Genomic DNA, 18,692 nt, shown 5'->3' with positions numbered 1-18,692 from the left:
CTGTGCGATAGGTGTTTTTTTATGTCTCATTCTTGCCATCAATTATCTGTTCCGTCAATCTCTTTCATAATGTTCCGGTATAAAAAAAGCCAATCCGGCAGGATTGGCTCAGGCCGTTGACAAACCCGCAGGGGTTGGCGACGATCGACAGAGGTTGTAAAAATAAACCAGGAAAATCAGTTTATTGATTTTCGGCTGATAACACAAAGCAGGAAAAACCACGTTTTATCCTGCTTTGTCAGCAATCTCAGCCAATCCGGCAGGATTGGCTCTGTATCACAAGAAATAAACTGTCTGTGTTTATTCGCCGGTTGTTTTTTCATCCGGCAGTGTCAGTGTATTCAGCAGGGCGTTACGGCGGATCATGGCTGACTCCTCATACTTTTTCTGCTTATCCAGCACATCAGCCAGCCAGGCGGCATCATGTCCATCCTGACGGACGCTCAGGGCTGATTTAAAGTATTTTTCCGCATCTTCCCAGCGTGTTTCCTGCATAGCCAGCTGGCCGAGGGTGCTGTTGAGCAGCGGCTGCTCAGCATTTTCCTTCTGCATCTGGTTCAGTACTTTGCGGATAGCTTTCGGGTTGTCTGTCCGGATCTGCGGCAGCAGCATCAGCAGACGCTGATCTTTCTGACGTTTCAGTCCGTCGAGCACCACCGCTTCCGCATCCGCCATATCATTCCCGGCGATAAAGTGCTGCGCGGCAGCCACGGCCATATCCGGGTTGTGGCGCAGATGGCGGCTGAGATTCTTCCACCAGTGACGCAGTGCATCGCTGCCGTCCTGATCCGCAACCTGCTGCATTACTCCGAGCCAGGCGCGGGTTTCCGTTTGTTCTGTCTGCTCATCGGTAAACTCACCGGATTTTTTCATCTGCGGCAGAATGGCGATCAGGGATTTCCAGGCACCGGAACGGGCATACACCTGTTCTGCCAGACGCAGTACTTCCGGATGGCGCGGGGCAATTTCAAGCAGATTGTCGATCGCAGTTCTCGCACCCGCAATTTCATTACGGCTCAGCAGAATACGGGCGCGTGTGATATCAACCGGTAACTGATGACGCCCGGCCAGCTCAGAAGCCCGCTCCAGGTACTGATTAGCACGGAGATTATCTCCCCGCTGCTGTGCAGCTTCCGCGGCCAGCAGATAGTTAACCAGCGGTTGTTCTGCGTTATCTGCACTGCGGCTCAGTAATTTTTCCACCTGACGGAAATCCCCTTCCGCCAGTTTGAGCAGAGCGTCGTTGGTCAGCGCACGGGCACGGTTACGTTTATGACCGCCAAACCAGCCGAGAGTACGGGAGCTGCCGCTTTTCAGGCGACGCCAGCCCCAGCCCAGCAGCATCAGAACGGCCTGTAGTCCGAGAAAGCAGATCACCAGGCCGGTAACACTGGTTTCAATATCAAAATCATCGGTCTGGATCAGAACATAGCCCTGATGCCCGGCCACCAGCGGGCCGATAATGATTCCGGCAATCAGGATAAGGAACAGAATAAAGACTTTAAACATCTGTTATCCCTCCTGCTGTGGTGCTGCTTCCGGCTGTGCAGGTGCAGCAGCAGGGGTTTCCTGCGGTGTCTCTGCCGGTGCCGGCGTCGGTGTTTCATCATTGAGCAGGCGGCGGATACGGGTCTGTACCAGTTTATCCAGCAGCGGCTGGCTGGTCAGGCTGTCCGGGGCACTCATTGAGATCGGTTGTGCTGCCAGGGCATCCACTTCGGCCAGGAAAGCGGTGTTAGTCGGATCGTTATCAGAGAAATACGCACGGACCCAGGTGGAAACGGCATCCAGTGACTGTTTGTAGCTCTCTTCCTGGTGACGCGGTACCGCCTGTGCGGCGATCAGCAGCTGGGCGCGGATATTTTCACGCACATAAATATCCTGATTCGGTGCCAGCAGCGGTGCGGACGTGCTGTCGCGGCGGCGGATAGTGATGAAATCACTCATAAACCCTTTCCAGCTTTTGGTCAGGTTGGTACGCCAGTCCGCCACGGAGGAGGTCAGCCCCTCGCTGTCGCTGCTGTCCATCGGCGCACCGTCACGGCTGCCGTCATCCAGACGCAGATTATCCACCTGACCGGCAAGCTGGTTCAGGCGCAGAATTGTGCCGTCAAAATCGATCTGACTGACGGCAGACAGTGCGGTGATATCATTGCGCAGCGCGGTACGCACATCCAGCAGGCCCGGATCATTCATTTCAGCCAGGCTGGCATCGGCATTTTTCAGCAGCACCATGGCGGTGACCACATCCTGGTCATTCCACAGTTTGCGCTCTGCCATTTTGACCAGAAAATCAGCCTGAGCCAGCAGCCAGCTTTTCACATCAGCACTGGACAGCGCGGTGACACGGCTGCGCAGTAAATCCATTTCGTGTTTCAGTGCTGCTTCCTGCTGCTGATGCTGTGTGCTGAGAGCAGATTGCTGTGCGATAAATTCCTGCATCTGTTTTTGTGTCTGCTGCTGTTCCTGCTGCAATTGCGCCATCTGAGACTTCAGCTGTGCATTTTCCGCTTCCAGGTTTTTCGACAGCGTCTGGGTACCAGCCTGTGAGGCATACCAGACTCCGCCGCCGATCAGCAGGATAACCGCGAGTGCGATTGCGCCGCGCAGAAAACCGGATGCCTGTTTCTGCTCTGCCGCAGGTGCTGTTTTCGGTGACTGCGGAGCTTCAGCTGCGGATTTCGGCGCAGTATCTGCCGGTTTTTTCTCAGGAGCCGCTTTGTCAGTGACATTTTTGGCGGTCGCTTTTTTCCCGGCTGCGGCGTCTTTTTTCTCTGCCTGCGGATCGGTGCTGATTACGGTATCCTGTGTTTCAGGTGTCTCCGGTGTCTCAGCTGACCCGGGTTTTTTTTCGTGTTCCGTCATTCGTGGCGTCCCATGTCTGTTCATTGAAGAGCCTGAAGTAAGGCTTCATTATCTGCACCGGTGGCGATATCAATAGTGCGCCAGCCCAGTGATTGTGCGATAGCTGCCAGTCTGTCACTGACAACAATAATCCGGCATTGTAACAGCCAGCCAAGGTGTGCGGCCGGAATCATCTGCCGCAGCAGGTGCAGCATTTCCCCGCTGGTTACCACCAGCGTCTGAACCTGTTGCTGCTGCCACAACAGGGCGCATTTCCCGCCGTCGTACTTCACGGGTTCGCGGCGGTAGCATTCGCAATAATCCACAACCGCCCCCCGTTCGCGCAGTGTTTGTGCCAGATGTTCTCTGCCGCCGTTACCGCGCAGCAGAAGTACACGGCGACCGGTCATATCCTGCAAATCCGGCAGGGTCAGCAAATGCTCGCTGGTTTCCCCGCCGGGCATAAAAGCCGCGGGTAATCCGGTCAGTTGCTCAAAGCAACGGGCGGTTGACTGACCGATCCCATAATAGCAAAGCTTATCAGACCACAGGTAATTCTGTTGAATAAGCTGTTCATTTGCGTGATAAACCGCATTCTTTGACAGCAGAAAAAGGGCATCTCCGGGGGAAAGTGCGGCTGTTTTGGCAACCAGCAGCGGCAGCTCATGTCCCGGAGAAATGCGGATGAGCGGAGCAGAAAGGGCATTCTGTCCGCGTGAGCGCAGAGCGCTGACCAGGGCTTCACCGGCCGGTAAGGGACGGGTAACCAGGATGGTCATGCAGGAATGTGCCCCTGATAGACGTCCGTCAGGATAGCCCGGGCGCCGTTATCCAGCAGCTCCTCCGCAAGAGAAACCCCTGCGGCGGCGGCATCCTGCGGATCACACAGGCGCTCACCGCGGACAATCTCACTGCCGTCCGGTGCGCCGACAAGTGCCCGCAGCCAGATTTTATCTCCCTGCCAGATAGCATAACTGCCGATGGGCACCTGACACCCGCCTTCCAGCCGGGTATTCATGGCGCGCTCAGCCCGGACACAGATATCGGTTTGTGCGTGATTGAGGGCGCTGAGCAGCGAACGGGTGCGTTCATCATCCAGACGGCATTCAATCCCGACCGCCCCCTGGCCGACAGCGGGCAGCGATTCTTCCGGCGGCAGGGCACAGCGGATGCGTTCATCCAGCTTCAGGCGTTTCAGTCCGGCAACCGCCAGGATAATCGCGTCATAGTCGCCGTTATCCAGTTTACCCAGCCGTGTGCCCACATTGCCGCGCAAATCGCGGATCACCAGATCCGGACGGCGTTCACGTAACTGACACTGGCGGCGCAGGCTGGAGGTGCCGACGATACTGCCGGGCGGCAGAGCATCCACACTGTCATAATGATTGGAAACAAAGGCGTCACGGGGATCTTCCCGCTCACAGATAGTGACTAATCCCAGCCCGTCCGGGAAATCAACAGGGACATCTTTCATGGAATGTACGGCGATATCTGCCCGGTTCTCCAGTAATGCCAGTTCCAGTTCTTTGACGAACAGCCCTTTACCGCCGACTTTCGCCAGCGGGGTATCGAGAATAATGTCACCTTTGGTGACCATCGGGACGAGTTCAACGCGCAGCCCGGGATGAATCTGCTCCAGCTCATGTTTAACAAATTCAGCCTGCCACAGAGCAAGCGGGCTTTGGCGGGTGGCAATACGCAGAGATTGAGTGGTCATGATAATTATCAGGGATCCTTGTTTTTTTATCCGGTGTTTTTTTCAGATGAAACATGCCGGAAAAATAGGAAAAACTGCCTTTGTTTTATCATTTTGCTGATTATTTTTCCAGTTACGCGACGAGACCTGCCCGGCAGATAAGAACAAAAAAGGATGATCAGAGAATAAATAGCGTCAGGGTTGGCGGCTGGTACTTACCGGTAAATAATTAAAACATATTTTAAATAATAAAAATATTTAGTAATTATAAAAAAGTATTAATCAAATCGATTTAATTTAAATAACTATTTCATAGCATTATTAAAATAATTAAATACGCCATGTATGTGTAAGCGGTATTGTTTTTTTTGCTCAGAAAATGAGCGAAAATAGGGGGGCACATGATTTCCCGCATATTTCCTTAGATTTTTTGTGTGTATCCTGGTGATTTTCAACGAAAATATATAATTTACAATTAGTTATCGGACTAATAACAACTTTGAGTAATCGTGCCTTTTTTAGTGCGAAGCTTTACCCTTTGCCCCGAAGGTGTTAGATTGATCACGTTTCCGGCAATTTAACTTTGGCTCCGATTCTTATCATTTTCAGCATCACATTATCAGTCTGTATTCATATTACGTATAAAGCCGGGCATCAGGTCGTTTCCAGTTACATGAAATAAAATCAGGCGAATCCTTTGTATCTTTATATTGAAACACTCAAGCAGCGTTTGGATGCAATAAATCAGCTCAGATCAGAGCGCGCGACCATCGGGATGAGTCGTGCGTTTAAAGACGTGTACAGTCTGTTGCCGGTACTGTTGCACCATCACCATCCGGATATGCCGGGCTATGTGCCGGGTAATGTGCCGCACGGTGTCTGTTTCTGGGCGTCCGATGATGAACAGTCACACTGGCTGGCGGAGTTTTCCCGTCAGCACGGAGAGTGTCTGCCGTGCAATGCCGGCGGTGAATTACCGATTACCGGTATCTATTCTATGGGCAGCACATCGTCTGTCGGCCAGAGCCATTCTTCTGATCTCGATATCTGGGTCTGTCATCAGTCCTGGCTTGACCACGATGAAAAACAGAATCTGCGCCGCAAATGCACACTGATTGAAGAGTGGGCGGCGGCAAAAGGTATTGATGTCACGTTCTTCCTGATTGATGAAAACCGGTTTCGCCACAATGCCAGCGGCAGCCTCAACGGTGAGGACTGCGGCTCGACCCAGCATATTTTACTGCTCGATGAATTTTACCGGACCGCTGTGCGGATGGCCGGTAAGCGTCTGCTGTGGACCATGGTGCCGGCAGAGGAAGAACATCACTATGATGAATATGTCCTTTCCCTTTATGCGCAGGGTGTATTAACCCCGAATGAGTGGCTGGATCTGGGCGGGCTGGGTGAGTTGTCCGCGGAAGAGTACTTCGGTGCCAGCCTGTGGCAGCTCTATAAGAGTGTGGATTCCCCTTATAAAGCCGTGATCAAAAGTTTACTGCTCGAAGCGTATTCGTGGGATTACCCGAACGGACAGCTTCTGGCAACCGAGTTTAAAAAGCATCTGCATGCCGGTGAGATTGTCCATCACGGGCTTGATTCTTACGCCATGATGCTCGACCGCGTGACCCGTTATCTGAAAGCCATCAATGACGAAACCCGTCTTGATCTGATCCGCCGCTGCTTCTACCTGAAAGTGTGTGAAAAGCCGCCTGCGGATGTCAGTGAACGTGCGTCCTGCGGTTGCTGCGGCTGGCGTTGTCAGGTGTTATCCGAGATGGTGAAAGGCTGGGGCTGGTCCCCGGAGCGGTTGTCTGTGCTGGATCGCCGGAATTCGTGGAAAATTGAGCAGGTGCGGGATGCACATAATGAGCTGCTCGACACCATGATGCAGAGCTACCGTAACCTTATCCGCTTTGCGCGCCGTAATAATCTGAGTGTCAGCGCCAGTCCGCAGGATATCGGTGTGCTGACACGAAAACTGTATGCTGCCTTTGAGGCGCTGCCGGGGAAAGTCACCCTGGTGAATCCGCAGATTTCGCCGGATCTGTCAGAAGAGAATCTGACCTTTATTTATGTCCCGCCGGGCCGCGCCAACCGCAGCGGCTGGTATCTGTATAATCAGGCGCCGACTATCCACACGATCATCGGCCATCAGCCGCTGGAATATAACCGTTATCTGAATAAGCTGGTATCCTGGACTTACTTCAACGGCCTGCTGACAGACAGAACGCGCGTCTATATTCACAACGGTGAGTCACACTGTGACGAACAGAAACTGCACGAGCTGGTGCACGATGTGTCTCAGAATTTCCCTATCCGTCTGCCTGCCCCGACACCGCGTGCGCTGTACAGCCCGTGTGAAATTCGTCATCTGGCAATTATTGTCAACCTGGAGCAGGACCCGACCGCCGGTTTCGCCGAGCAGGTTGTGCATTTTGATATGAGCAAGCTGGATGTGTTCAGCTTCGGGCAGGAGCAGAAATGCCTGGTCGGCAGTATTGATCTGCTGTACCGCAACTCCTGGAATGAAGTGCGCACACTGCATTTCAGCGGTGAACAGTCTGTGCTGGAAGCCCTGAAAACGATTCTCGGCAAGATGCACCAGGATGCCGCACCGCCGTCCGGTGTCGAAGTCTTCTGTTACAGCCGCCATCTGCGCGGGCTGATCAGTACCCGTATCCGCCAGCTGGTTTCTGAATGCATTGAACTGCGGCTGACCACCAACCGCCAGGATCCGGGCCGCTTTAAGGCACTGCGTCTGGCCGGTCAGACCTGGGGGCTGTTCTTTGAGCGTCTCAACGTCTCTGTACAGAAACTGGAAAATGCCGTTGAATTCTACGGCGCTATCTCCAACAACAAACTGCGCGGGTTTCCGGTAAAAATCAGTACGGAAACCGGTCATCTTCCGGATGTGGTGGATGGTTATGCCAGTGAGGGGATTATTCAGTTTTTCTTTGAAAACCGTGATGATAACGGCTTCAATATTTATGTGCTGGATGAATCAAACCGGGTGGAAATCTATTCCGGCTGTGAAGGCAGTAAAGAAGACCTGATCCGGGATGTCAGCCGGTTCTATTCCTCTTCCCATGACCGCTTCACGTACGGCTCCAGCTTTATCAACTTTAATCTGCCGCAGTTCTATCAGATCCTGAAAACGGACGGTAAAACCCGGGTTACGCCGTTCCACAGCACGATGTTCTCCCCGTCTGTGACGGAAGAGACGCGTGATGCCGTGCATGCTGATTTCCGTTCGGATGTCAGACCGTTACAGTATCAGGCTGCTGGGCACCGCGGCTGATATGCGACGGCACAGTTTCTGTGCCGTCAGTCTGACAACTCAGAAGCTGAACGGTTCGCCGCTCTGTTCACTGACAGCCTGTGCCAGCATGGCAAACAACTCGCCGCCGCTGCGGTCGCAAATCCATTTATCTGATTTCAGATCAAAATGATAGCCGCCGTTACGCGCAGCCAGCCAGATCTGGTGAAACGCTTCCTGCTTGTTGATGATAATTTTTGAGCCGTTTTCAAAGCTCAGTGTCATCACACCGCCGTTGGTTTCGCAGTCAATATCCGCATCACCGTCGTAATCATCTAATTTTGCTTCAATATCCTGCAACAGCGCATCCGCCGTCTGGTGAAATTCTGTATCGTTCATCGTCATTTCCTATTTGCTTTTCGACATCTAACTGCGATTATAGAGGGTATTGACCGATGATTAACAGGCATGACTGTAAATGAAGAAAAAAATGATCTGCGCGGTATCCGCCGTGATGCTGCTGACCCTGTCCGGCTGCGGACTGAAAGGCCCTCTCTACTTCCCGCCGGAAGAGCCGGCCGCCGGAAAAAGTGCTCCTGCGGATAAGCCTGCAACGGAACAGTCTGCTGTACAGACAGACAACGCTGAGAACGGCAAAACGCAAAAATGACCGCCGGATAACCCCGGTTACTGAGGCGTAAACAGGATCTGAACATGCAGTTCACCAAAATGCACGGCCTGGGTAATGATTTTATGGTGGTGGACGCCGTCACCCAGAATATCTATTTTTCACCGGAGCTTATCTGCCGTCTGGCAGACCGGCACACCGGCGTCGGCTTTGATCAGCTGCTGGTGGTGGAAGCGCCTTATGATCCGGAACTGGATTTTCACTACCGCATCTTTAACGCGGACGGCAGCGAAGTGGCACAGTGCGGCAACGGTGCACGCTGTTTCGCCCGCTTTGTCCGTCTCAAAGGGCTGACTAATAAACGGGATATCCGTGTCAGTACACAATCCGGCCGTATGGTGCTCAGTATCGCGGATAATGATAATGTCCGCGTGAACATGGGCGTGCCGGAGTTTGAACCGGCGCTGGTGCCTTTCCGCGCGGTAAAAGAAGAGAAAACCTATATTATCCGCGCCGCGGAACGCACTGTCCTGTGCGGTGTGGTGTCGATGGGTAATCCGCATTGTGTTATCCAGGTGGAAAGCACAGAAACGGCGGAAGTTGAGGTTATCGGTCCGGTTCTGGAGAGCCACGAACGTTTTCCTGAACGGGCAAATATCGGCTTTATGCAGATCCTGTCACGTGATCACATCCGTCTGCGGGTGTATGAGCGCGGCGTCGGTGAAACACAGGCCTGCGGCAGCGGTGCCTGCGCGGCGGTCTCTGTCGGGATACGCCAGGGTCTGCTGGCAGAAAATGTGCAGGTGGATTTACCCGGTGGTACTTTGTTTATCAGCTGGGAGGGTGAGGGTAAACCGCTGTTTATGACCGGCCCGGCCACGCATGTATATGATGGTGTTATCCATCTTTAATCATCATAAAGAGGATAAATAGCAATGGACAGTCAACAGGATACCGCCGTATTCGCCCCGTCCGGAGAACCGGATGAAGCGGCGGTGCTGGCGTATCTGAAAGCGCATCCGGATTTTTTCATCCGTAATGCCGCGCAGATCACCGATATGACCATCCCGCATCCGGTAAAGGGTGCGGTGTCTCTCGTTGAGTGGCAGCTCGGACGCCAGCGTGAGCGGATTGGCACGCTGACGGATGATCTGATGCAGCTGATGATACAGGCCCGCGAAAACGAATATTTGTTCTCGCGCCTGCTGAAACTGCTGGCGTCGCTGTCTTCTGCCACCTCTCTGGATGATTTTTCCGAACGTCTCAATCAGTGGGCGAAAGGGCTGAAGCTCAGCCATGCCAAAATCCGTCTGTTTACCGACAGCTGGCGGCTGGGGGCACCGTTCCGTCATCAGGAACTGGCCTTATCCCGTGCTCACTTTGAAGCCATCCGCCTGTCCCGTTTCGGGGACCGCAATCACTATCTCGGGCAACTGACTGCACCGGAAATACAGCTGTTACTGCCGGACAGTGCCTTTGTCGGCTCGGCATCGGTGTCGCTGCTGGGCGGGCAGCATGATCTCGGTGTGGTGATTTTTGTCAGCCGCGATAAACAGCATTATCAGAAAGATATGGGCACCGCGATGCTGGAGCAGGTCGCGTATTTCCTGCCGCAGCTGCTGCAACGCTGGGTGGAGCTGGCATGACGGATAGTGCGGCAGACGACCTGCTGGTCACGGCAGAGCAGTTTCTGCAGTATCTGCGGGTGGAGCGCCGGTTAAGTCCGGTGACTATTACCAATTACCGCCGTCAGCTCACCACACTGGCAGAGATGATGGTCAGCAGCAAAATCCGCAGCTGGGCACAACTGGAACCGGCAACGGTACGGATGCTGGCCGCGAAAAGCCGCCGTAACGGTTTGCAGCCGGCAAGCCTGGCACTGCGTCTTTCCGCCCTGCGCTCCTTTCTTGACTGGCAGGTCAGTAACGGGTTGATCCCCGCTAATCCGGCCAAAGCCGTCAGTGCCCCGAAACAGGGGCGGCACCTGCCGAAAAATATGGATGTGGATGACATTGCCCGGCTGATGGATATCAGCGGTAATGACCCGCTGGCAGTGCGTGATCGCACCATGCTGGAAGTCATGTACGGCGCGGGGCTGCGTTTATCGGAACTGGTCGGGCTGAATACCGGGGATTTTGACCTGGTTACCGGCGAGGTGCGGGTTCTCGGGAAGGGCAGCAAAGAGCGTAAAGTGCCGCTCGGCAAAACAGCCGTGGCTTGCCTGGAACGCTGGCTTCCGTTGCGTGAACTGTATGATCCTGAGGATAAAGCTGTTTTTATCTCCACCAAAAGCGGTAAGCGGATCTCGGCGCGCAATGTGCAGAAACGGTTTGAATACCGGGGCCTGCATCAGGGGCTGAACAGCCATCTGAATCCGCATAAGTTGCGTCACTCCTTTGCGACACACATTCTGGAATCCAGCGGCGACCTGCGTGCGGTGCAGGAATTGCTGGGGCATGCTAATCTGTCCACCACGCAAATCTATACCCATCTGGATTTTCAGCATCTTGCCAATGTGTATGATGTTGCACATCCGCGGGCCAAACGAGGAAAATCGTAATGCGTTTCTACCGCCCCCTTTCGCCTGTCCGCGCCATGACATTCGATCTTGACGACACGCTGTATGACAATCGTCCGGTGATGGATAGAACCGAGGAGGAGGTGATTGCGTTTATCCGTCAGTATGATCCGCGTTTCCGTGACTTACCGGCTGATTACATTAATGTATTCCGTGATCGTATTCGCCGTCAGCAGCCGGAGATTTTTCATGACGTCAGCCGCTGGCGTCTGCTCTCCTGGCGCACCTTTTTCCTGCATTACGGCTATACCGCTGCCCGTGCACAGACCGGGGCGGATGCGGTTATGGCGCATTTCGCACAGTGGCGCAGTCGTATCGACGTGCCGCAGTCCACGCATGATACCCTGGCCGCGCTGGCGGCAAATATTCCGCTGGTGGCTATCACCAACGGTAATATGGAGCCGGAGAAATGCGGGCTGGCGGATTATTTTGCCTTTATCCTCAAAGCCGGTCCGGACGGACGTGCAAAACCGTTCTGCGATATGTACCGCACGGCGGCGCAGCGGCTGGCCATCCCGGCAGAAAATATCCTGCATGTCGGTGATAACCTGAATACGGATGTGGAAGGTGCGCTGTGCAGCGGTATGCAGGCCTGCTGGATAAACCTTGACGGACGCGATGTTTATCACGACCCGGAAACCCGCCTGCTGCCGCATATTGAAATTACACAGTTGGATTCTTTAACCGGACTGTTATAATTTTATCTGTATAAAAAACCAGTTCTTCCGGAACCGGCTGTCCGGAAGTCGCTTTTTCTTTCGCGGCGCTGCCGCACAACCACTGATGGAAATTATGGACGTCTCTTATCTGCTTGAAAGCCTTAATGATAAACAGCGCGAAGCGGTGGCGGCTCCCCGCTCAAACATGCTGGTGCTGGCGGGTGCCGGTTCCGGAAAAACCCGGGTGCTGGTGCACCGTATCGCCTGGCTGCTGGCAGTGGAGAACGCCTCTCCGTTTTCGGTGATGTCAGTGACCTTTACCAATAAGGCGGCGGCGGAAATGCGCCACCGTATTGAAGAACTGGTCGGTACCAGTGAGGGCGGGATGTGGATCGGGACATTCCACGGTCTGGCACACCGCCTGCTGCGCGCGCATCACCTCGATGCCGGGCTGCCGCAGGATTTCCAGATCCTCGACAGCGAAGATCAGATCCGCCTGATCCGCCGTCTGATCAAAGCCATGAATCTCGATGAAAAACAGTGGCCGGCCAAACAGGGCTGCTGGTATATCAACGGCAAAAAAGATGAGGGGCTGCGGCCTCAGCACGTTGAGAGTTACGGCAACCCGGTGGAAGCCACCTGGCTGCGGATCTACCAGGCCTATCAGGAAGCCTGTGATCGCGCGGGACTGGTGGATTTTGCCGAACTGCTGCTGCGGGCGCATGAGCTGTGGCTGAACAAACCGGCGATTTTACAGCACTATCGTGATCGTTTTACCAATATCCTCGTGGACGAATTCCAGGACACCAACAGCATCCAGTATGCCTGGGTACGCATGCTGGCGGGCGATACCGGTAAAGTGATGATTGTCGGTGATGATGATCAGTCTATCTACGGCTGGCGCGGCGCGCAGGTGGAAAACATCCAGCGCTTCCTGAAAGACTTCCCCGGCGCGACCACCATTCGTCTCGAACAAAACTACCGTTCCACCAACAATATTCTGAAAGCGGCGAACGCCCTGATCTCCCATAACAGCGACCGGCTGGGGAAAAACCTCTGGACGGATGGCGAGGACGGCGAACCTATCTCCCTGTACTGTGCTTTTAATGATCTGGATGAGGCGCGTTACGTGGTCGGACGGATCAAACAGTGGCATGAGAACGGCGGTGCGCTGGCGGACTGCGCCATTCTCTACCGCAGCAACGCCCAGTCACGTTTACAGGAAGAGGCGCTGTTACAGGCTGCATTACCGTACCGTATTTACGGCGGTCAGCGCTTCTTCGAGCGCCAGGAAATCAAAGATGCTCTTGCGTATCTGCGGCTGATTTCAAACCGTCATGATGACGCGGCATTTGAACGTGTGGTAAACACCCCGACCCGCGGAATCGGCGACCGTACCCTGGACGTGGTGCGCCAGACTGCCCGTGAGCGCGAACTGACCCTCTGGGAAAGCTGCGGTGTACTGCTGGAAGAAAAAGCACTCGCGGGGCGCGCTGCTTCTGCGCTGGGGCGTTTCCTCGAGCTAATCAATCTGCTGGCACAGGAAACGGACGGCATGCCGTTGCACGTGCAGACTGACCGCGTGATCCGCGATTCCGGCCTGCGGGCACACTATGAGCAGGAAAAAGGGGAAAAAGCCCAGGCGCGGATTGAAAACTTAGAAGAACTGGTCACCGCAACCAATCAGTTCAGTTATCAGGATGCTGACGAAGGGCTGACGCCGTTACAGGCATTTCTGTCCCATGCCGCGCTGGAATCCGGCGAAGGCCAGGCGGACAGATATCAGGATGCGGTTCAGCTGATGACGCTGCACTCCGCCAAAGGACTGGAGTTCCCGCAGGTCTTTATCGTCGGGGTGGAAGAGGGCATGTTCCCGGGCATGATGTCGATGGAGGAGAGCGGGCGCCTGGAAGAAGAGCGGCGTCTGGCCTATGTCGGCGTGACCCGTGCCATGCAGAAGCTGACACTGACTTATGCTGAAACCCGCCGTCTGTACGGCAAAGAGGTGTATCACCGGCCGTCCCGTTTTATCGGTGAACTGCCGCCGGAGTGTGTGGAAGAGGTGCGTCTGCGCGCCACGGTATCACGGCCGGTCAACCACCAGCGGCTCGGTACGCCGATCACCGCCAATGACAGCGGATATACCCTCGGACAGCGTGTCCGTCACCCGAAATTCGGCGAAGGCACCATTATCAATATGGAAGGCAACGGCGAACATACCCGCTTACAGATAGCGTTTCAGGGGGAAGGGATCAAATGGCTGGTGGCCTCCTACGCCAAACTGGAAAAACCCTGATCTTCCGCAGAGTAAGGTGTTAACCGGAGAATAACCGGTTGACACCCTTTTTCATCTGCGCATAACATGCGCACACTTTTTCTTTTCCTTTCGTTTCCGGAGGCCGCACACTATGCTGAGCGCATTTAAAGTTGACAATAAGCGTTTGCAACGTCTTGATTTAGAAGAGGGCGACGCCCTGACAGATGCGCTGTGGGTGGATATTTCGGAGCCGGAAGAGCATGAACGGCAGCTGATTCAGACGCAGTTTAACCAGGAACTGGCAACCAGTCCTGAGCTGGACGATATCGAAGCCTCCGCACGCTTCTTTGAGGATGACGACGGTCTGCACGTCCACTCCTTTTTCTATTACGAAGATGCGGACGACCATGCCGGGAACTCCACGGTGGCATTTACCCTGCGTGACGGGCGTTTATATACGCTGCGTGAGCGGGAACTGCCCGCTTTCCGGCTGTACCGCATGCGTGCCCGCAAACAGACCATGCAGGACGGCAACGGCTATGAAATCCTGCTGGATCTGTTTGAAACCAAAATCGAGCAGCTGGCGGATGAAATCGAAAACATCTACAGCCATCTGGAAACACTCAGCCGGGCGATTATGAAAGGCAAACAGGATGATGAGTTCGATAAAGCCCTGTCGGCTCTGGCCGAACAGGAGGATATCGGCTGGAAAGTCCGTCTGTGTCTGATGGATACGCAGCGTGCGCTGAATTTCCTGGTCCGCCGCACCCGTCTGCCGGCCAATCAGCTGGAGCAGGCGCGTGAGATCCTGCGCGATATTGAATCCCTGCTGCCGCACAATGAATCCCTGTTTCAGAAAGTGAACTTCCTGATGCAGGCGGCGATGGGCTTTATCAATATCGAACAAAGCCGCATTATCAAAATCTTCTCAGTGGTATCCGTGGTGTTCCTGCCGCCGACGCTGGTGGCATCCAGTTACGGGATGAACTTCAAATTTATGCCGGAGCTTGACTGGTCGCTGGGCTATCCTGCCGCGATCGGGGTGATGGTTGCTGCTGCACTCGCGCCGTATCTCTACTTCAAACGCAAGAACTGGCTGTAACATCCTTCCTCAGAAAAATGTGAATTCAATGCCCTTTGCAATCAGCATGTAAAGGGCTGTCCAGACCCCGGCAGAGAGCAGACAGGTTACCAGCACGCGGGTTTGTGTGAAACGCAGCAATCCGGCGGCCATCGGGATCAGATACCGCAGCACCGCAATAAACCGTGAGGTAAACAGGATCAGCAGCCCGCTGGTCTGAAGCCGTGCCTGAGCTTTGCCGAGGGCGGTTTTGTATTTCACCATCAGCCCCGGAAAATAATTGCGGGTGACAATCAGACGCCCGAGATAATACGAAATCATTGAGCCACAGGCCGCTCCCAGCGTAATCACCAGCCAGATAATCACGACCGGTACAACCGGAAATGCCAGAGTCACCACGGTCATCAGCATGACGGAGGCAGGCGGCAGGACAGATGAGAGAATAATCGTGGATTTGCTCAGGGCGATACAAAACAGAATGGCCAGCAGCCAGAGCGGATGGTTGTGCAATATTGCCAGATGATGCGTGATCCAATCCATGTTTATCCTCCCGGAGACAGCACCGGCAGACCCGGCGCTGTCTTACAGAGTATCACGCTTTTTTGTAACGGTGGCGCTGGGTGTAAAGTGCATCCAGTGTAAAGACAATCAGTCCCGCCCAGATAAAGGCAAACGTGATCAGCCGTTCGGCGGAAATGGCCTCGCCATACGCGGTGGTTGCCAGCACAAACATCAGGGTCGGGCCGATATACTGGAAGAAGCCGAGCGTGGAGAGACGCAGATGATTAGCGGCCTCAGTAAACAGCAGCAGCGGTACGGTGGTGATAATCCCGGCCGCAATCAGCAGCAGATTCAGCGTCAGACTGTTCATGGTCATATTGCTGGTGGCGCTGTTGGCGAAGAAAAGCAGATAAATACCGGCAACCGGCAGCAGCCACAGGGTTTCCACCAGCATACCCGCCTGGGCATCCACCCCCAGCTTTTTACGCAGCAGACCATACAGACCGAATGTCATGGCCAGACTCAGCCCGATCACCGGCACGGTGCCGAACTGCCAGAGCTGGATCAATACGCCGGTAAAGGCGAGACACACCGCAAACCATTGCAGGCGGCGGAAACGTTCACCGAGAAAGAGCATCCCGAACAGAACGTTGACCAGCGGGTTAATAAAATACCCGAGACTCGCTTCCAGCATATGGTTGTGGTTCACCGCCCAGATATAGATCAGCCAGTTTGAGGCGATAATACAGGCGGTCAGCGCGAGGATCATGATTTTCTTCGGCTGGCGGATAATCTGACGGATACGCGGCCACTGGCGTGATACGCTGATCAGCAGGATCATAAAAAAGAATGACCAGATAATCCGGTGGGTCAGGATCTCATCCGCCGGTACCTGTTGGATCATTTTGAAGTATACCGGGGCAATACCCCAGATAAAGTAAGCGCCGAGAGCACAAAGGACGCCTTTTACGGTCTGTTGCTGGCTCATGATAGTCCAAGTCTGAAAGAAAAAAGGAAAGAAGATACCTGCCGGTGCGATCACTTTCACATTGAAATCACATCGCCTTGAAATTATATAGTTACAACGTGATTAATCACGTCATTAATTAATTATTCGTAAAATGTGATCGCCTGCGATACGCCGGATAGCAGTAAAGACGTTAAAAAGATGTGAAAGTCTAACGTGCATCACAAAATTACACCAGCAGGTGTGCGTAAAAAAACTCAGCACCGATCGAATATTATCACCGTCCGTGCGGATAGTCTGTTATCTGATGGCAAACTGAGCTAGCATAGAAGCATCTTTTCACCGGCAGAATGCACTGCCCGGATTTCTGTTTCACCTGAGGAGCTGCGTGTCTACCGCTGAAGTCATCAATACCCTGCCCGACGCTGACGCTATCCTGCGCCAGGTCTTTGGTTATCAGCAATTCCGTGCCGGACAATCCGATATTATCGATACCGTGACCGGCGGACGCGATTGTCTGGTGGTCATGCCGACGGGGGGCGGGAAATCACTGTGTTACCAGATTCCGGCACTGATGCTGCCGGGGCTGACAGTGGTGGTGTCACCGCTGATTTCCCTGATGAAAGATCAGGTCGATCAGCTGCGCCTGCTGGGCGTGAATGCCGGTTATCTGAACTCGGCGCAGACCCCGCAGGAACAGCAGAAGGTACTGGAAGGGTGTCACAGCAACCGCATCAAACTGTTGTATGTGGCGCCGGAACGCCTGCTGATGAGCAGCTTTATCCGCCAGTTACAGCAGTGGCAGCCGTCGCTGCTGGCAGTGGATGAAGCGCACTGTATCTCACAATGGGGTCATGATTTCCGTCCGGAATACTGCGCGATAGGTGAATTACGCCAGCATCTGCCGGGTGTGCCGGTGATTGCCCTGACAGCGACTGCTGATAACACCACGCGCTCTGATATCTGCTCGCGGCTGCGTTTAAGCGACCCGCTGATCCACATCAGCAGCTTTGACCGCCCGAATATCCGTTACACGCTGGTGGAAAAATATAAAGCGTTTGATCAGCTCTGGATGTTTGTCCGCGGTCAGAAAGGCCAGTGCGGCATTATTTACTGTAACAGCCGTAATAAAGTGGAAGATGTCGCCGCCCGCCTGCAAAAACGCGGGCTGAGTGTTGCGGCGTATCATGCCGGCCTGGATAATTCACAGCGTGAATGGGTTCAGGATGCCTTTCTCAAGGACAACTTGCAGGTTGTGGTGGCCACGGTGGCGTTTGGTATGGGGATTAACAAATCCAACGTCCGGTTTGTCGCGCACTTTGATATCCCGCGTAATATTGAATCCTATTACCAGGAAACCGGCCGCGCCGGACGTGACGGCGTCAGTGCGGAAGCGGTTCTGTTTTATGATCCGGCGGATATGGCGTGGCTGCGCCGCTGTCTGGATGAAAAACCGGCCGGACCGCAGAAAGATATCGAGCAGCACAAACTGAATGCGATGGGCGCTTTTGCCCAGGCTCAGACCTGCCGCCGTCTGGTATTACTGAATTATTTCGGCGAGAACCGCCAGACGCCGTGCGGTAACTGCGATATCTGTCTTGATCCGCCGAAACAGTATGACGGGCTGCTTGAGGCTCAGCAGGCGTTATCCTGTATCTACCGCGCCGGACAGCGCTTTGGTCTGGGGTATATTGTGGATGTGCTGCGCGGCTCGAATAACCAGCGGATCCGCGAATACGGGCACGATAAACTCGCGGTTTACGGTATCGGTAAAGACAAAAGTCAGGAGCACTGGGTCAGTGTGCTTCGTCAGCTGATCCACTTAGGGCTGATAACGCAAAACATCGTCAATTATTCTGCGTTACAATTAACCGAATCCGCCCGCCCGGTGCTGCGGGGTGAAGTTCCGCTGCAACTCGCGGTACCACGGATACAGAATATCAAACCACGCCAGACCGCCCGCAGTTACGGTGGTAATTACGACAAAAAACTGTTCGCGAAACTGCGCAAGCTGCGCAAATCCATCGCTGACGAAGAAAATATCCCGCCGTTTGTGGTCTTTAACGACGCCACACTGATTGAAATGGCGGAGCAGTGCCCGGTCAGGGCAAATGATTTACTCTTGATAAATGGCGTCGGAGAGCGGAAACTGGAACGATTCGGCGATGCATTTATGGCCCTTATCCGCGAGCATCTTACCGGATTCGATGACTAGAGGAGCACCC

16 protein-coding genes are annotated in these 18,692 nt (G+C 54.2%); 9 read left to right on the top strand and 7 right to left on the bottom strand.

Features of this window, described 5'->3' with window-relative positions; all coding sequences use genetic code 11:
* Nucleotides 1-300: 300 nt before the first annotated feature.
* The 4 genes from JC793_RS18350 to hemC are packed head-to-tail and all read right to left on the bottom strand — an operon-like array spanning nt 301 to nt 4,561.
* Entirely contained in the window at nt 301-1,509 is a 1,209-nt protein-coding gene (locus JC793_RS18350) for a heme biosynthesis HemY N-terminal domain-containing protein (protein WP_218426977.1), read from the bottom strand.
* 3 nt (nt 1,510-1,512) lie between these two features.
* Nucleotides 1,513-2,865 (bottom strand): uroporphyrinogen-III C-methyltransferase, encoded by a 1,353-nt coding sequence (gene hemX, locus JC793_RS18345; protein WP_218426975.1) that lies wholly within the window; start codon nt 2,863-2,865, stop codon nt 1,513-1,515.
* A 20-nt stretch (nt 2,866-2,885) separates the two neighbouring features.
* Nucleotides 2,886-3,623 (bottom strand): uroporphyrinogen-III synthase, encoded by a 738-nt coding sequence (locus JC793_RS18340; protein WP_218426973.1) that lies wholly within the window; start codon nt 3,621-3,623, stop codon nt 2,886-2,888.
* Nucleotides 3,620-4,561 carry a hydroxymethylbilane synthase gene (hemC, locus tag JC793_RS18335; protein ID WP_166708799.1) on the bottom strand — a complete coding sequence of 314 codons (942 nt, stop codon included), beginning with the start codon at nt 4,559-4,561 and terminating at the stop codon, nt 3,620-3,622. The genes JC793_RS18340 and hemC overlap by 4 nt, the downstream gene beginning before the upstream one ends.
* Before the next feature lie 676 nt (nt 4,562-5,237).
* Here hemC and JC793_RS18330 point away from each other — a divergent pair.
* Nucleotides 5,238-7,838, top strand: a complete 2,601-nt coding sequence (locus JC793_RS18330) for a class I adenylate cyclase (RefSeq protein WP_218426971.1) — start codon at nt 5,238-5,240, stop codon at nt 7,836-7,838.
* 39 nt (nt 7,839-7,877) lie between these two features.
* Here JC793_RS18330 and cyaY read toward each other — a convergent pair whose 3' ends face one another.
* Nucleotides 7,878-8,195, bottom strand: a complete 318-nt coding sequence (gene cyaY / locus JC793_RS18325; protein WP_046894227.1) for an iron donor protein CyaY — start codon at nt 8,193-8,195, stop codon at nt 7,878-7,880.
* A gap of 79 nt (nt 8,196-8,274) precedes the next feature.
* On the opposite strand from cyaY, the gene lptM reads away from it, so the two are divergent.
* The 7 genes from lptM (at nt 8,275) to corA (ending at nt 15,020) form a co-directional block, all read left to right on the top strand.
* Nucleotides 8,275-8,466 (top strand): LPS translocon maturation chaperone LptM, encoded by a 192-nt coding sequence (lptM, locus tag JC793_RS18320; protein ID WP_046894228.1) that lies wholly within the window; start codon nt 8,275-8,277, stop codon nt 8,464-8,466.
* A 44-nt stretch (nt 8,467-8,510) separates the two neighbouring features.
* Complete coding sequence (dapF, locus tag JC793_RS18315; protein ID WP_107680519.1) at nt 8,511-9,335, top strand: diaminopimelate epimerase; 825 nt, start codon at nt 8,511-8,513, stop codon at nt 9,333-9,335.
* 24 nt (nt 9,336-9,359) lie between these two features.
* Entirely contained in the window at nt 9,360-10,070 is a 711-nt protein-coding gene (locus tag JC793_RS18310; RefSeq protein WP_166708797.1) for a DUF484 family protein, read from the top strand.
* Nucleotides 10,067-10,984 (top strand): tyrosine recombinase XerC, encoded by a 918-nt coding sequence (xerC, locus tag JC793_RS18305; RefSeq protein WP_166708796.1) that lies wholly within the window; start codon nt 10,067-10,069, stop codon nt 10,982-10,984. Before JC793_RS18310 ends, xerC begins: the two co-directional genes overlap by 4 nt.
* Nucleotides 10,984-11,700 carry a 5-amino-6-(5-phospho-D-ribitylamino)uracil phosphatase YigB gene (yigB, locus tag JC793_RS18300; RefSeq protein ID WP_218426969.1) on the top strand — a complete coding sequence of 239 codons (717 nt, stop codon included), beginning with the start codon at nt 10,984-10,986 and terminating at the stop codon, nt 11,698-11,700. The genes xerC and yigB overlap by 1 nt, the downstream gene beginning before the upstream one ends.
* Before the next feature lie 94 nt (nt 11,701-11,794).
* Nucleotides 11,795-13,957: a DNA helicase II gene (uvrD, locus tag JC793_RS18295; RefSeq protein WP_444980428.1), complete on the top strand. Its 2,163-nt coding sequence runs from the start codon at nt 11,795-11,797 to the stop codon at nt 13,955-13,957.
* Nucleotides 13,958-14,069: 112 nt separating this feature from the next.
* On the top strand, nt 14,070-15,020 hold the full coding sequence (gene corA / locus JC793_RS18290) for a magnesium/cobalt transporter CorA (RefSeq protein ID WP_025154632.1): 951 nt from the start codon (nt 14,070-14,072) through the stop codon (nt 15,018-15,020).
* Between the two features lie 9 nt (nt 15,021-15,029).
* Here the strand turns inward: corA and JC793_RS18285 are convergent, their stop codons facing one another.
* On the bottom strand, nt 15,030-15,539 hold the full coding sequence (locus JC793_RS18285) for a DedA family protein (RefSeq protein ID WP_218426967.1): 510 nt from the start codon (nt 15,537-15,539) through the stop codon (nt 15,030-15,032).
* A 52-nt stretch (nt 15,540-15,591) separates the two neighbouring features.
* Entirely contained in the window at nt 15,592-16,488 is an 897-nt protein-coding gene (gene rarD, locus JC793_RS18280) for an EamA family transporter RarD (RefSeq protein WP_218426965.1), read from the bottom strand.
* Between the two features lie 367 nt (nt 16,489-16,855).
* On the opposite strand from rarD, the gene recQ reads away from it, so the two are divergent.
* Nucleotides 16,856-18,682, top strand: a complete 1,827-nt coding sequence (gene recQ / locus JC793_RS18275) for an ATP-dependent DNA helicase RecQ (RefSeq protein ID WP_218426963.1) — start codon at nt 16,856-16,858, stop codon at nt 18,680-18,682.
* The last annotated feature ends 10 nt before the right edge of the window (nt 18,683-18,692 follow it).

Source organism: Morganella morganii, from assembly GCF_019242955.1.
Lineage (GTDB): Bacteria > Pseudomonadota > Gammaproteobacteria > Enterobacterales > Enterobacteriaceae > Morganella > Morganella sibonii.
The sequence above is the reverse complement of the archived record's forward strand: the minus strand, read 5'-3'. Positions and strand labels throughout refer to the sequence as shown.